Origin of the sequence: Butyricimonas sp. RTP31003st1_G1_RTP31003_210430 (assembly GCF_040920905.1) — a bacterium.
Lineage (GTDB): Bacteria > Bacteroidota > Bacteroidia > Bacteroidales > Marinifilaceae > Butyricimonas > Butyricimonas paravirosa.
The window spans coordinates 20,007-33,930 of sequence record NZ_JBCOSQ010000012.1; the positions used below are offsets into that span (position 1 = coordinate 20,007).

A 13,924-nucleotide genomic window follows, 5' to 3' on the forward strand; every position below is an offset into this window, starting at 1 on the left:
CAAAGTGAAAGTCTTAACGGGTGATATTCGCAGTATCACCTGTTTTTATTTCACTCCCAGAATAATTCGTTTTCCGTTCACCTCTACCGTTAACTTATCCGTGGCTCGCAACACGTTTAATATCGGTGTAATATCTTCACTACGATCCAGTTTACCGGCAAAAGCCATATTCTTTATTGACTCATCCAAATAAATTACTTCCATATCATACCACCGGGCCAATGTCCTCATAATATCTTCCAACCGGTCCTGTCGGAAAATAAAATGCCCGTTCTTCCACGCCACGAACAAATCCGGGTCAACCTCCCGTACTTGCAACTTCACGTCCCCCCGATCCCATTCCGCTTGTTGATTAGGTTGGATCTCCACCTTTTCCTTCTTATCCTCTCCCGCAAAGACGGCCACTTTTCCTTGTAGCAACGTGGTCTGCACATTCGATTCATCGGGATAGGCCTTCACGTTAAATTCAGTTCCGGTCACAAGCACATCCATATCTCTCGTTTTCACGATAAACGGGTGCTCCTTAGAAGCCGTCACGTGAAAGTATGCCTCTCCCTCCAAAATAATTTCCCGTCTTTCCCCGACAAACTTCTTGGGAAATGTAATCACACTCTCGGCATTTAAATATACCCACGTGCCATCGCTCAATATCAAGTTATACTCCCCGCCCGTGGGAACAATGATTTTATTCATGACCTCTTTCTCTTCTGTCCCCTCTTCTTGATTATACTTTATCCGGGAAGAATCACTTACGACCACGATTCCACTCGCCTCCAAACCCTGACTCGCATTCCGATCGCCCAACTCGATCTCCCGTCCATCATCCAAAACCAACAAAGCCGTCACCTTCCCCGGCTCAATCACGGTTTGGGCAATTTCACCAATTCCGACCTTTTCTTGTTTATTCATCCAAATACAAACCCCCACGACACATAATACGAGAATAGCTGCCGCATATCCCCATAACCGATTAATTACTCTACGTTTGCTCTTTATTCCCAACTCCTGTTCATAAACCGCCACGTATCTATCAACATCAATAGACTCCCGCTTCTCTATATATTGCCTCACCCGTTCCCGTCTCACCAACTCATCATAAAGCGTACTGTTGTCCGGGGATGCTTGAATCCACTCCTGCAACTCTTGTTTTTCATGATCACTCAATCCCGCCCAAAGTTGCTTGGCAATCAACTGGCAAATTCTCTTATTTCGTGAAATTACATCCATATTTTCATCTTAGTTACATCTATATAACAACTGAAAAAATGAAAACGATGAATCACCCTTCAAAAAAAATACAATTTTAACATTTGGAATCACACCCATTAATGTAAGCTGGTATAATCCAGCAAGAAAAGAAGATAAAAATAATCTCGGAGCAACCCTTTCAACTTCTTGTAAGCGTTTTGCTTTAGCGTCCGCACGGAATTTATCGATATCCCTAATTGTTCGGCAATCTCCCCATTCGAAAGTTCCTGAAGTGACAACAATATAACTTTCTTCGATTGCGGCGCAAGCTCGTCAATCGCTTTGTAAACAATCGAATACACTTCTTCTTCAATCACATTATCCCGCAAGTACTCTTCCGACTCCAACATTCCTCGTTTCACGTACTGGGACACGATGGAATCATGTTTCAACTTATTCAAAGCCAAATTCCTCGCCATAGTATACAAAAAACCCCTCACTTTATCCTCCGTCTCGAATGTCATATCCCCACGCCACAACTGGATAAAACACTCTTGAGCAACGTCTGCCGCCGCCTCCATATCATTCAGGTACTTATCGGCAAACATCACGATGGAAGAGAAATTCCCTTCAAAAAAGGCCTTGAATACCAACCTGTCCTTACCATTTATCCCAGTTAATACATCCATGAAGGAGTTTTTACCAATAACAACCAACTCAATTATTTTCCCAAAAGTAGGAAATATCTTGATATATCAATAATTCTCTTTCAGCCAAATAGCCAAAAAACGATCATACACCTGATAGACATCCTGTTCCCGGGTAACGAAATCCTTTTCCAACAGCCCTTTCAATGCGGCCTGTACGGAACTTGGTGAATGCAACTTATATTTTTTGACAAAAGAACCGGAAGTAATTTCAGTAGCCTTTCCCTCTTTCGTGATAGCAATCAAAAGTTCTTTTTGCTTTTCCGGAAGACGAAATAGAATCTCGGAATACGTGTACCGATATGATTCGATAACACTCTTCAAAGCCTCGTCCACCATCCCCATCGAACATACTCCCTTCAGAGGGGTCATATTATATAACACGTGCAACATCTTCTGCATATACCACGTGATTCCCTCGAACTGATTGTATATAAACGTAACCACCTCCGGTAATATCACCCGATTCCCTCGCCCAAAATGATACTCTGCAAAAGCCGTATATTTCCCTAACGGGATACTATCTAAATGCATCATGGACACGCTTTGATAAAAAGGACGGGCCGGACTTTGAAAGATATTTCCCATCGTGTGACGCTGACTCCCGGCAAAAATGAATCGTGCATTATTACAATGCTGAATGTAGGTTCGCAAAATAGCCTCCACGTTTTTTTCTGCATAGCCCGCCACCTGTTGAAATTCATCAAAAGCCACGATACAAGGCTTATCCGCTTTCTCTAAATACTCGAAAATCTCCTCCAACGTGGCATTAGCTTCTTGAATATCCCCTAACCCGAACGTCAAAGAAGGATTACCACTAATATCGAAAGAGACTCCCGCATGTAAAGATTTCATGTAATACCAAAACTTCTCAATCGCTTTTTTCCCTTTAGGCTTCAATGACTCGAAAATCACCTTACTCAAAGAAAAAACAAAATCCCGTAATGACTTGGTAGCATAAATATCCACGAAGAACGTGTAGTAATCATGCACGATCTCATCCTGTTGAAAACAATGCTGAATCAACCCGGTTTTACCCATTCTCCGCGTAGAAATTAACGCAAGATTATTTCCCGAAATTTCTTGTATTAACCGTTCACTTTCCTCCTCTCGATCACAAAAAAATTCAGGAGAAATATAGCCACTTGTCACAAAAGGATTCTTATTAATAACCATAACCCGTCATTTTATTACGCAAATATAATTATTATAAGATAATAATGCAAGTATAATAAACAAAACATGGTACCCCACCGAGTACCATGTCCGACACCTAAAATGTCACATCTAAAAACAGTTATCTAAAACGAGACTTTCTACCGGGCAAAAAGCTCATCCATCTTTTTGGACAGAGCCTCTCCCCGTAAATCCTGTGCAATAATCTTTCCGTCCTTATCGATGATATACATCCGCGGGATTCCGGTTACCCGGAAACGCTGGGCTATCGGGCAATCGAACTTGTTCAGCGTCGAAACGTGGTTCCAGTTCAACTCGTTTTTCTCGATGGCATTCACCCACGGTTCTTTCTTCGAATCCAGCGAGACACCGAGAATCTCCAAGCCCTTATCGTGATATTTCCTGTAAATCTCCTTCACGTTAGGCATTTCCGCCATACACGGCCCGCACCACGAGGCCCAGAAATCCAGTAACACGATGCGTCCTCGCAAATCATACAAGGACAACTCCCGGCCACTGGGAGTTGTCGCTTTAAAGTTGGGAGCAACACCCCCAACACTCACCATACCCATCTCGTCTATTTTCTTTTTCAACTCGATACCCGGTGCAGATTGTTTCACCCGGTCGGTCAAATTATTGTAAAAACCTTGAACTTCCTCGAACGTATAGTTATCCATCAAATGGCTCTCGAAAAAATAAGTCGATGCGTAAGAATTACGGGTCGTATCCATGTAATTATTCACAGCGGCAATCAAAGAACTATCCAGAAGAGTAAACACCCGTTTCAACGAATCCACGGCCACCGGATCGTCATAATCAACTTTACTGGCCGCCATCATCTTCCCCAACTGCATAAAAGAAATTGTCGTTTTCAAACTACTCCCTTTTTCCAAAAACTCCTGTTCCTTATTCCCCGTGCAAGTCACCGTCACCGAAGTCGAGGTTTTTCCTTTCCACTCCTTTGTTGTCTCTTCAAACATAACGTTCATCGGTTCTCCATCCACGATAATCTCCTTCCTCTTGTCTGAATTATAAACTAATACCATTTTCTGCACCCGATCCACGTTCCCTTTCAACAAGAACGTGAAATCCGGGGCCACCACAGCGGAATCCACCGCCCGGAACTCTTTATTCCCGACAATCTCACTCAAATAAATCTTCTTTCCTTCCCCGTTTTCCCAAGTCCCCGCGATCCGGTAAGAAACACCCCTCGAACACGAGAACACTAACGTGCAACACGCCAACACAAATATCCCTCTCGTCAACATTTTCATTCTATTTTGCTTTATCATTCCTTTTCAATATTATTCTTCAAACAACTCGTCTATTTTTTCCCGCAATTCTTCCCCCCGCAGATCTTTTGCGATAATCTTCCCGTCTTTACCAATGATATACAACTTCGGGATCGCCACCACTTGGTACAATTTAGCCACCGAACAACGATTCATCCCCTTCAGAGAAGAAACATGATGCCATACCAAAGCGGCTCTTTCAATCGCCCTCTCCCAGTTGGCCTTATTATTATCCATCGACACCCCCACGATTTCCAATCCCCGGTCATGGTATTTTTCGTAGATAGCCTTCACGTTAGGCATCTCGTCCATACACGGCCCACACCATGACGCCCAAAAATCGATCAACACGATATGTCCCCGCAAATCCTTCAACGCGAGCTTTCCTCCATCAGGAGTAGTCAATTCGAATTCGGGAGCCGGGCTACCGGGAGCCAACCGTTTCAACTGGGCAATACGCTCTCCCATCTCTTTTCCCTTCTCCGTCTGTTTCACCCGATCCGTGAAACGATCGTAAAATGCGGCGATTTGCTCCAAAGACATCATCCTCAACATATTCACTTCAATAAAAAACGGAGCTACATCACTATCACTGTACGATTTCAAAAAGGCCTCCATCTGATCCCGTTGCTCTTTCGCGACTCGTTCTATTTCTTGGGCAATAGAATCCCGTTTTTGCCGAGTATCAGCCCTCTTCAACGAAATTCCCAACCCTCCCAAAGAAAAATTACGGATATAATCATCACCCCAAAACTGAATCATCGCTTGCGCTGCAGCCTGATCCCTTGTTTCATTCTCCAACACGTAAGGCCCAGACGGATTCTTGTATGAATACTCGGACTCCTTAATCGTCAGGCGCAAGGGTTTTCCGTCCAGAAAGATCGTCCGGAACCCATTCTTCGCACTCATCAACATCGCACATTTTTTCTTGTTGACTTCCCCGCGTAAAGCAAACGTTCCGTCGTCAGCCACGACCACCGAATCCAAGAACTCGCCCTCGACATTACCATCTTCCAACGTCCGCACACTAATCGTCCTGCCTGCACCGTTTTCCCAAACACCCGTAATATCATACGTGATTTGAGAATAGGCTGTCCCCCAAAGGAGACAGCACATCATCAAACTTAAAAATCCTCTCATCATCATCTATCTTATTCTTTATCAAAATAACCGGCAGGGAGCGGATCATTCGGGCAGAACGAATTCTGCAAGGCAACCGGGTCCATCTCCATCTCTTTAACCATAAAATCAGCGATCAGGAAAGCTCTCTGTTTCACAATATCGAAACGGGCAAAAATGCGATCCATCTCGCTCTTCGGAGTTGACATCAAGAACGAAAGATAATCCCCCAAGTCATCTCCATCCTTATGCGGCATGAAATAACCATACTCAAGGAATGCATTCGACCCCACGAATCCATTCGTGTACAAAACGTAATGGTAAGCATCAAACTCCCCTTCCGGATCAGCATCCTCCTCTTCATCAAACATATAAATAAACTGATACGTCACCAAAGCAAAGAACTCATCCGGCACCGTCATCGTGTTATAAATATTACTCATGATTGCCGTCACGATCCCCGTATTCATGGCATCCCAATCGCTATTCGTGAAAGTTTCCATCTTCACTCCGACATTCGAAACCGCCAAACCATGATTATTTGTCACTAACGTGTTCACCAGATTCGATTTATTATAAGAAGACGTATTACAAATAGAATCTACCAGATAAATCTTCTTCGGCAGGAACTTAGCAATAAATGCCTCCGGATAACCGGCAAACACTTTCTCCAGCATAAACGTCACCATTTGAGCCACATGATCCTTATTCCCGCTCTTCACGGGAGCGTACCAGTAAACCGTCCGCCCGTTCCAAGTGGTATAAAACTCCGTCTGATCAAAATCGTACAGCACGAACGAACCGTACTTCTCGTACACGGAATAAATCAACTCTTCCAACGAGCCCTCCTCCCCGCGAGGTAAATCAAAAGGAGGATTCCCCAATTCCGGTATCGGGTTTATTGAATCTTCCGATCCACATGAGGCCATTCCCGACAGGAATGAAGCCAACATGATATATATCGCTATTTTCATCGTTTTCATCTCTATCTATCATTATTAATTTCCAACAATTGTTTCTCTGGAATTATTCGTCATTCCGTCATTGTATTCCGTTTCGGAAAGCGGGATCGGTAATAAATAATTCGGGCTTCCCTGTTTCAGTACAAATGTCTTTGATGAAGTCATCGAAGAATAGAATTCATGCTTCACCTCAGGCATCCCCTGACGACGCATATCCCAAAAACGCATGGCCTCCTCGAAACAAAGTTCCCGACGGCGTTCCTCCCAGATAAATTGAATCAAATCTTCTCGCGAGGCAAAATCCGCAACGTTCTTCGCCTGATAAGTATCCCTAGAAATTTTCTTTACCCGCAACTGATTCAACCAATTAATCGCAGTCTGGCTCACCCCGTTCTCCTTCCTAGCATACGCCTCGGCCAAATTCAGATACACCTCCGGACTCCGCCAACATTCACGGGCCTCTCCTTCACTCGTTGATAAATAACGATCCGATTTCATCGGAAGAGCCTGCCCCGAGAAATACTCCGGTCTCAACCGAGTTCCACCCAGTTTAAACAACCGGGCAAAATAAACTTCTTTACGCAAATCCCCATCCTCGTACAAATTCAATAACGCATCGTCTCCCGTCCATGACGTATGGAACCCCAGCGTGTAATTCGTGTAAAATAGATTAGGAGCCAGATAATTAAACTTATTATCATTCTTACTAAAAAGGAACACAGTCTCGTCAATCGCAATCTGGTTAATCCAGAACGTTCCGCCGGAAGATCCCGGTAATCCGCAAGTCTCCCGATCAACATCATTCAAATCATAGAGTTCATTGCCACCTAGATTGATAAACTCTTCCGAAGTACGAATCACCTCATCCCAATCCTCTTGGAACAAGGCCACCCGGGATGCCAGAAAATAAATAGCCGCAGGCGTGATCTCCCATTTCGTGTAATTCGTACTCGCACTCTCCAGATATTTCTCCGCATTCTTCAAATCCTCATTCATCAACGCGTAAATCTCTCCCACCGTGGCCCGCTCCGTCGGGCTGACATCCACGACCGGGGAAATACGTTTGATCACACCCAACTTATTCTTGTTCTCTTCCGACCAAGGTGTGCCATACGTGTTTACGAGACAAAAATAATGATAAGCCCGTAAAGCATACGTCTGTGCCGCCAGCTTGCAATAAGTCCCGTATTCACTCGCCTCGTACTTCATGTCCGGCAAGGCATCAACGATAATATTACACGCCAGAATATTCTTGTAACGGGCATCCCAAAAATTATCCGTGATATACTGGGAATAATCCGCCCACCACGTGTACACCATCTCCCCGTAACCCATGCCGGGATCGAAATCGTCAATAAACGTCACCTTACTATTGTTATACATCGACTCGTCATAATATAACGGGCCCATCTCCACGTCGTCCGTCATCAGATGAATCCATTCGATCTGGGACGCAAACTTATCCGGATAACCCTCTCCCAATAATATCGGGACATAATCATTCACCAGTGAAGGAATTAACAAATCATCGGAATCTTCCTTCAAATAATCATCACAAGCCGACAAAAACCACGGCAAGAACAAGGTTAGAATATATATATTTACTTTTTTCATAACGACCTATTTTTAGAAAGACACATTTATCCCAAAACTATACGTCGGAAGGGCCGGGATATTCGCACCATTCGTCTCCGGGTCCAGACCTTTCCATTTCTTATCGGCAATCGTGAACAAATTCGTCACCTGAAACCGCACCAGCATACTGGAAATATGTAGGAAATCCAACACGTTCTGCGGCACGCTATAACTCAACGCCACCATTTTCAATTTCAGGAAATCGGCCTTCGCCACCCGGATGTCGCTGTCATTATACAAATTGTAAGGATCAGAATGCCCGGAAATCCCTTCTGAAATATCATACACGCAGCCAGTTTCCGTGGCCAAGTAATTCTTCATATCCGTCGAGTTATAAGGAGCCGGATAAATCGTGTTATCCCCCGCCTGTTTCCAACACTTCAGCCACTCGTCCGAAAGATTCGTCAAAGGATCGATCGTGTAAGAATCGTAAAATTTCGGAAGACGGGAAACACTACCCGTACTATAAGCAAAATTCAAGGATAAAGAAAGTACTTTCTTGAAAGTCACCTGCGTGTCGAATCCCCCGGAAAGTTTCGGGAATATAGAACCACAATGCACTAACTCCAAATCCTGCCGTAACGCCCGATGCACCTTTTGCCCGTTTTTCGCGTAAAACAAAGGATAACCATTATCCTGATTTATTCCGGCAAAACGATAAGCATACATGGAACCGATAGGCTGTCCTTCCACGGCCAACGTCCCGGCCAGCATCTGATCCACCACGGTAGCCTCGCTCAAATCATCCCGATTAGCCAATGTGATCTCGTTCACGTTACGCCCGAAATTAAACCCGAAGCGCCAATCCCAATCCCGGTTATTCACCAAACCCAAATTCACAAATCCCTCGAAACCCTTGTTTACCATTTTTCCCGCGTTATAATACAACACGTTTTGTCCCGTGGAGGCCGCCACTTGTTTCGACATGATCAAATCGGAAGTATTCTTCCGGTAAATATCAAATCCTCCCTTTACCCGTCCGTCAAACAAAGCAAAATCGACGGCCGCATTCCAAGATTTTGTCTTCTCCCAACGCAAATCGGGATTCGGCAATTTTGAAATTTTCGAAATCGGTAACCCGGTCACGCCATCCCGATCCCCCACCGTAACAATCAGGTAAGGAGTGGCGCTCTCGTGAATATTCCCTTGGATACCGTAAGAACCCCGGAATGACAAATTATTAATCCATTTTGCATTTTCCAAAAATGATTCATTCGAGGCAATCCATTTCACGGCAAACGAATAAGTCGGCAACCACCTGTACTTCGGGTCACTACCAAATTTATTGGAACCGTCCGAACGAATATTGGCATTGAACACGTACCGGTTATCATAGCAATAACTGGCAATTCCGAAGAATGAAGCGACTTGCGTGAACGAATTTGTATTCGTAGGCTTATTTCCCCCGTACGTGCTGATATAACTCGACGTCTCCACCGGACTGAACATCTCCCCGAACTCCGGCACCCAACCGTATCCCGTCGTGGAAACACCTTTATACTCGTTCCGACGAGCCTCCGTCCCGGCAGAAACCGACACATCATGAACACCAAACAGATGCGAATAAGACAACATATTACGCAACGTGTAACCGCTTTTGCGAGTACTTCCCTGCGTCAACATTCCCCCGTAAGGTAACCTTGAATCAGAAAACTCCGGGTCGTACTCCGTGTAAGCGCCATACTCGTATCCCCGGATTTCAGTCACCTTATACGATTGTGCAGTCGCCCAATCCCTTGTATTCGTGTTCCCGGTATGCCACGAGAATGTCCCTTCGTACTTCAACCCTTTCCACAACTTTAGTCTCAAAGCCAGCAAAGCGTTAAAATCATCCATCTTGGAAGACTTACCCGTGTTCTTCAACTCTTTCAGAATATTATACCCGATATAATCCCGTCCCGTACTTCCGGCAGCCCGGTAACTCATGTAATACGAACCGTCCTCGTTATAAGCCGGCATGGTCCGGGTCGTCGAGTAAGCGTAATCAAACGGATTCACCACGGAAGAATACCCAGTGTTAGAAGTCGTGGCATAATCAATCTTGGCCGTAAAACCCAAGTATTCATTATATTCCACATCAACTTTAGCCAAGGCACTGAATTTCTCCGAATCAGAACCCCGGGCTGCCCCCTCGATATTTGAATACCCCGCAGACACGTAGTATTTCACGGCCTCCGTACCCCCGCTGACATTCAACGCGTGAGTATGCGTGACATCCGATCGGAATAACAGGTCAAACCAATCCGTATTCCTCCTCTGCAACGTCTCCACCTTTTGCTCGAACTCCGCCTGTGAGATTTGCTTGCTCATCAATTGCTCGTAAACCGCCTCGTACGTTTCCCCCGTGGGTACACGCCCGAAATTCATATTAGACTCTATCAACTGACGGGAGAAAAGCACTCGTTCCTGTGAATTCATCCGGTGATAATCCTTATAGGAAGGGCGAGTATTCAGTGTCAAATTCCCGTTATACGAGATCACCGGACGACCCACCACGCCTTTTTTAGTTGTGATCACGATCACCCCGTTGGCCGCCTTCACCCCGTAGATAGCCGTTGCCGAAGCATCCTTCAACACCGTGATCGTCTCGATGTCCTGCGGATTCAAACCTGCAATGGCATTACCGATCAAATATTCGGCATCCTCGCTATTTATATCCGAGGCCGTGAACGGCACGTCCTGTTCCAGAATCACCCCGTCAACCACCCAAACCGGAGACTTATTCCCATTGATCGTGGCATTTCCCCGGATTCTGATCTTCGGGGTCGCACTCGGTTCCCCGGAAGTGTTCAACACCATCATTCCGGGGATACGCCCCTGTAACATTTGATCAATCGACCCGACTCCCTGTACCATAATATCCTTAGCCTTTACTGTTGAAATGGCACTTGCCGATTCCCTCCGACTAATCGTCTGGTAACCCGTCACCACCACTTCTTCCATATCATGAGAATCATCCTGCAATACCACGTGCAGCATCTTCTGTCCTGTCCACTTCACCTCCCGGCTCTTCATCCCGATGAACGAAAACAGCAGTGTCAGGGAATCCTGTTTCACGGTTGTCAGTGAAAACTCCCCTTTCGAATCCGTCGCCACCCCAATCGTCGTTCCCTTGATCAAAACGGTCACTCCCGGCAACGGTTGCTCCCTCTCGTCCTTCACGACACCCTTGATCACCACCTCTTCCGGCCCTTTCTGTTGTTGCACTTTTGTCAACACGATCACGCCATTATCATACAGACACTTAATTCCCTTCCCCGCAAAAACTTCATCCAGCAAGGCCAGCACCTGCCGTTCCTTGGCATGAACATCAAAACGAGGAATTGCCTCCACGTACTCACTCTTGTACATAAAACGAATACCCGTTTGCTCCTTAATCTCCCGAAGAAACTCCTCCACGTTACAATTTTTCATGTCCACGCTGACCACCTGATTCTGGGCAACCACGTCCCCCCGAACCTGTACCAGCAACACGAACATTAGAAAACACATCATTTTCATCACTCTAAAGATTTTTTGAGCCGAGCGTAAATTTCCTTTACATTCTCCACTTTTTTTCATAACTTTGTCGATAATAGATTATTATTAGCCAGAGCCAACTGGCGTTCACTACAAGACGGAAAGACCTGCCAGTTTTTCCGTTTTTATTTTATGCTCACTACAATCGTTTTATTTTTCACGCTAAAATGTGCCCCCGTGCTTATCTTCAGGAAATGCAGGAACTCTTCCACCTCACCATAGCGTTTCATATCACCGGACAAACGGATTTCCTTCAATTCTGCATCAGCATAAACCACGTCACAATCATACCATAAAGCCAACTTGTTCATCACGTCCTCCAAGCGGTCGTCACTAAAAACAAAATCCCCGTTTTTCCAATCGATGTACTTTCTGACATCAACCTCTTTTACCACAATCCCGTTCGTCTCCACGTCACAAACGGCCAGTTGATTCGGCGTCAACATCACCTGCCGGGTTCCGTTCTCCACTTCCACTCGTCCCTTCACCAGCACGGACTCCACGACCTTCTCCTTCCGGGAATTTACGTTGAACTCCGTCCCGACTGCCGCCACTTCTACCCCGTTCGCCTCCACGACAAACGGGTGGTCCGCATCTGCCTGCACCTTGAAATAAGCCTCTCCCTTCAACCGCACCACTCTCTTCTCCCCCGCGAAACGCACCGGATAGACCAGCTCGCTCTCGGAATTCACCCACACCTCGGACCCGTCTGCCAACACGATCCGGTACTCTCCCCCTCGATTCACCACCAGCTTGTTATACACCACGTCCCCTGTCTCTTCCGCAGTCACCGAATCCCGGTAAGCCACCGTCCCTTCCTGTTCCACGTCAATAGCAACCGCCTGTTGCTCCCGCAACGACTTCCGTTCCTTTCCCAAGTCCACCACGTCCCCCGTCGAAAGAAACAACCGTGCCTTGGAAGAACCGTGATGAATCACCCCGCTTTCTGCCAATGGCACATCCCTCACCTCTCCCGTCCACCAATAATATCCGCCCCCGGCCAAGAGCAAAGCACTCACGCAGGCAGCAACCGCCACGGCTCGCCGGAGCATCGCCCTTTTCCTTGCCACCTGTCGGAAACGGCGTTCCCCCTTCCGGCTAACCAACCTTTCCCGCATCACCCAACGCTGACGCAGAAACTCTCGTTGCAAATCCTCGAAATACCGACGATTCTCCACCTTCTCGCCTAACCAATTCTCCACTTCCCGCACCTCCTCCGGGGAGAGTAATTCTCCCTGCCAATACTCAAGTAATCGTATATCCCGTTCTTCTTGATTCATATCATTCTACTCAATGTTCATATATAGTAGACATCAACAAGCAAAACGGTTGACAGGAAAATGAAAATATTTTCAAAAATTATCGTGATTATTTATTTTTCTCCTTGCAGACCAACACATACAACAAAAAAGCTGTATCAGAAACAATGCCTCTCAACGTTTTCAGACTACGCACCAATAATGTTTTTACCGTGGCCACCGATATGCCCAGCAATTCTGCCACCTCAGCGTATTTCATATTCTTCAAATGCACGCACTCTAACACTTCCCGGCTTCTGGGCGACAATACATCAAGCGCTTTCAATACCTGATCTATCATTTCATCGCGCACCATATCCTCATCCTCCCACACTCTTTCCACAACCGACACATCCGGAAGCCGTCTGATCCGGCCCTGATCCTTCACCTTCCGAATTGCCATATTCCGCACGGACACATACAAGTATGACCTTACCCGTTCCCCCACCAGATTCTCGTTCAATTTTTTCTCCCACAACCGCACGAAAAAATCCTGCACCAAGTCCTCCGCCTCCCCCATATCATTCAAAATGGTATCCGCCCACAAAACCAATTCGTTGTAAAAACGATCGTACAACTCATCCACAGAGAAAGATTTTCCCCCAGAAAAATGAATCGTATGCCCCTGTTTCCCTCGCACGTATTGAGTATTATAATTTTTTTATCTAAATTCAAAAATAGACAAGATTTCTTCATTTTCCAAAAAGCCGATCATTTTTCCTGAAAAACAGAGCTAAATTGTATTCTCAAACTCTAGAAAAATTCAAACCCTCTTTATCGGGTATTTCTCTCAATAATTCAAATATATTAGTTATATATTTCATACTTTTAATATACCATCTCCTATTCAACTCCCATTCATCTCCTATTCAACGCTAATAAAAATTGAAATTAAGATATTAAATTTTAATAGCTATATATTTTCTATTATCTCTAAAATACATTTATTATACCAGATAAATTAGTTACATTTTATAGAATACCCAATAAACTGGAACAGAAATATTCTCATTCGGTATTGTCCATTA

General features: G+C 45.3%; 10 protein-coding genes. All 10 read right to left on the reverse strand.

Annotated elements, in window-relative coordinates:
- Window positions 1-45 precede the first annotated feature (45 nt).
- The 10 genes from AB5542_RS05460 to AB5542_RS05505 all read right to left on the reverse strand — a co-directional run bounded on the left by AB5542_RS05460 (window position 46) and on the right by AB5542_RS05505 (window position 13,536).
- Window positions 46-1,227 (reverse strand): FecR family protein, encoded by a 1,182-nt coding sequence (locus tag AB5542_RS05460; RefSeq protein ID WP_279040558.1) that lies wholly within the window; start codon window positions 1,225-1,227, stop codon window positions 46-48.
- Window positions 1,228-1,325: 98 nt separating this feature from the next.
- A complete protein-coding gene (locus tag AB5542_RS05465; protein WP_087420832.1) occupies window positions 1,326-1,877 on the reverse strand; it encodes a sigma-70 family RNA polymerase sigma factor in 552 nt (183 codons plus the stop codon).
- A gap of 66 nt (window positions 1,878-1,943) precedes the next feature.
- Window positions 1,944-3,071 (reverse strand): AAA family ATPase, encoded by a 1,128-nt coding sequence (locus tag AB5542_RS05470; RefSeq protein WP_279040559.1) that lies wholly within the window; start codon window positions 3,069-3,071, stop codon window positions 1,944-1,946.
- Between the two features lie 140 nt (window positions 3,072-3,211).
- The gene (locus AB5542_RS05475) at window positions 3,212-4,345 is read right to left on the reverse strand and encodes a peroxiredoxin family protein (protein WP_279040560.1); all 1,134 of its coding nucleotides are present in this window, start codon (window positions 4,343-4,345) and stop codon (window positions 3,212-3,214) included.
- A 30-nt stretch (window positions 4,346-4,375) separates the two neighbouring features.
- Entirely contained in the window at window positions 4,376-5,503 is a 1,128-nt protein-coding gene (locus AB5542_RS05480) for a TlpA family protein disulfide reductase (RefSeq protein WP_279040562.1), read from the reverse strand.
- Between the two features lie 11 nt (window positions 5,504-5,514).
- Entirely contained in the window at window positions 5,515-6,465 is a 951-nt protein-coding gene (locus tag AB5542_RS05485; RefSeq protein WP_279040563.1) for a hypothetical protein, read from the reverse strand.
- 15 nt (window positions 6,466-6,480) lie between these two features.
- Window positions 6,481-8,058, reverse strand: coding sequence for a RagB/SusD family nutrient uptake outer membrane protein (locus AB5542_RS05490; RefSeq protein WP_288215127.1), 1,578 nt, complete (start codon window positions 8,056-8,058; stop codon window positions 6,481-6,483).
- A 12-nt stretch (window positions 8,059-8,070) separates the two neighbouring features.
- Window positions 8,071-11,574, reverse strand: coding sequence for a SusC/RagA family TonB-linked outer membrane protein (locus AB5542_RS05495; protein ID WP_279040567.1), 3,504 nt, complete (start codon window positions 11,572-11,574; stop codon window positions 8,071-8,073).
- Between the two features lie 149 nt (window positions 11,575-11,723).
- A complete protein-coding gene (locus tag AB5542_RS05500; protein ID WP_279040569.1) occupies window positions 11,724-12,878 on the reverse strand; it encodes a FecR domain-containing protein in 1,155 nt (384 codons plus the stop codon).
- Window positions 12,879-12,966: 88 nt separating this feature from the next.
- The gene (locus tag AB5542_RS05505; RefSeq protein ID WP_087420824.1) at window positions 12,967-13,536 is read right to left on the reverse strand and encodes an RNA polymerase sigma factor; all 570 of its coding nucleotides are present in this window, start codon (window positions 13,534-13,536) and stop codon (window positions 12,967-12,969) included.
- Between the last annotated feature and the right edge of the window lie 388 nt (window positions 13,537-13,924).

What these genes read in the sequence shown, in the direction of transcription:
- AB5542_RS05480 (WP_279040562.1), bottom strand. Translation starts at nt 5,503, where the DNA reads ATGAGAGGATTTTTAAGTTTGATGATGTGCTGTCTCCTTTGGGGGACA.
- AB5542_RS05485 (WP_279040563.1), bottom strand. Translation starts at nt 6,465, where the DNA reads ATGAAAACGATGAAAATAGCGATATATATCATGTTGGCTTCATTCCTG.
- AB5542_RS05490 (WP_288215127.1), bottom strand. Translation starts at nt 8,058, where the DNA reads ATGAAAAAAGTAAATATATATATTCTAACCTTGTTCTTGCCGTGGTTT.
- AB5542_RS05475 (WP_279040560.1), bottom strand. Translation starts at nt 4,345, where the DNA reads ATGAAAATGTTGACGAGAGGGATATTTGTGTTGGCGTGTTGCACGTTA.
- AB5542_RS05460 (WP_279040558.1), bottom strand. Translation starts at nt 1,227, where the DNA reads ATGGATGTAATTTCACGAAATAAGAGAATTTGCCAGTTGATTGCCAAG.
- AB5542_RS05495 (WP_279040567.1), bottom strand. Translation starts at nt 11,574, where the DNA reads ATGATGTGTTTTCTAATGTTCGTGTTGCTGGTACAGGTTCGGGGGGAC.
- AB5542_RS05500 (WP_279040569.1), bottom strand. Translation starts at nt 12,878, where the DNA reads ATGAATCAAGAAGAACGGGATATACGATTACTTGAGTATTGGCAGGGA.
- AB5542_RS05465 (WP_087420832.1), bottom strand. Translation starts at nt 1,877, where the DNA reads ATGGATGTATTAACTGGGATAAATGGTAAGGACAGGTTGGTATTCAAG.
- AB5542_RS05470 (WP_279040559.1), bottom strand. Translation starts at nt 3,071, where the DNA reads ATGGTTATTAATAAGAATCCTTTTGTGACAAGTGGCTATATTTCTCCT.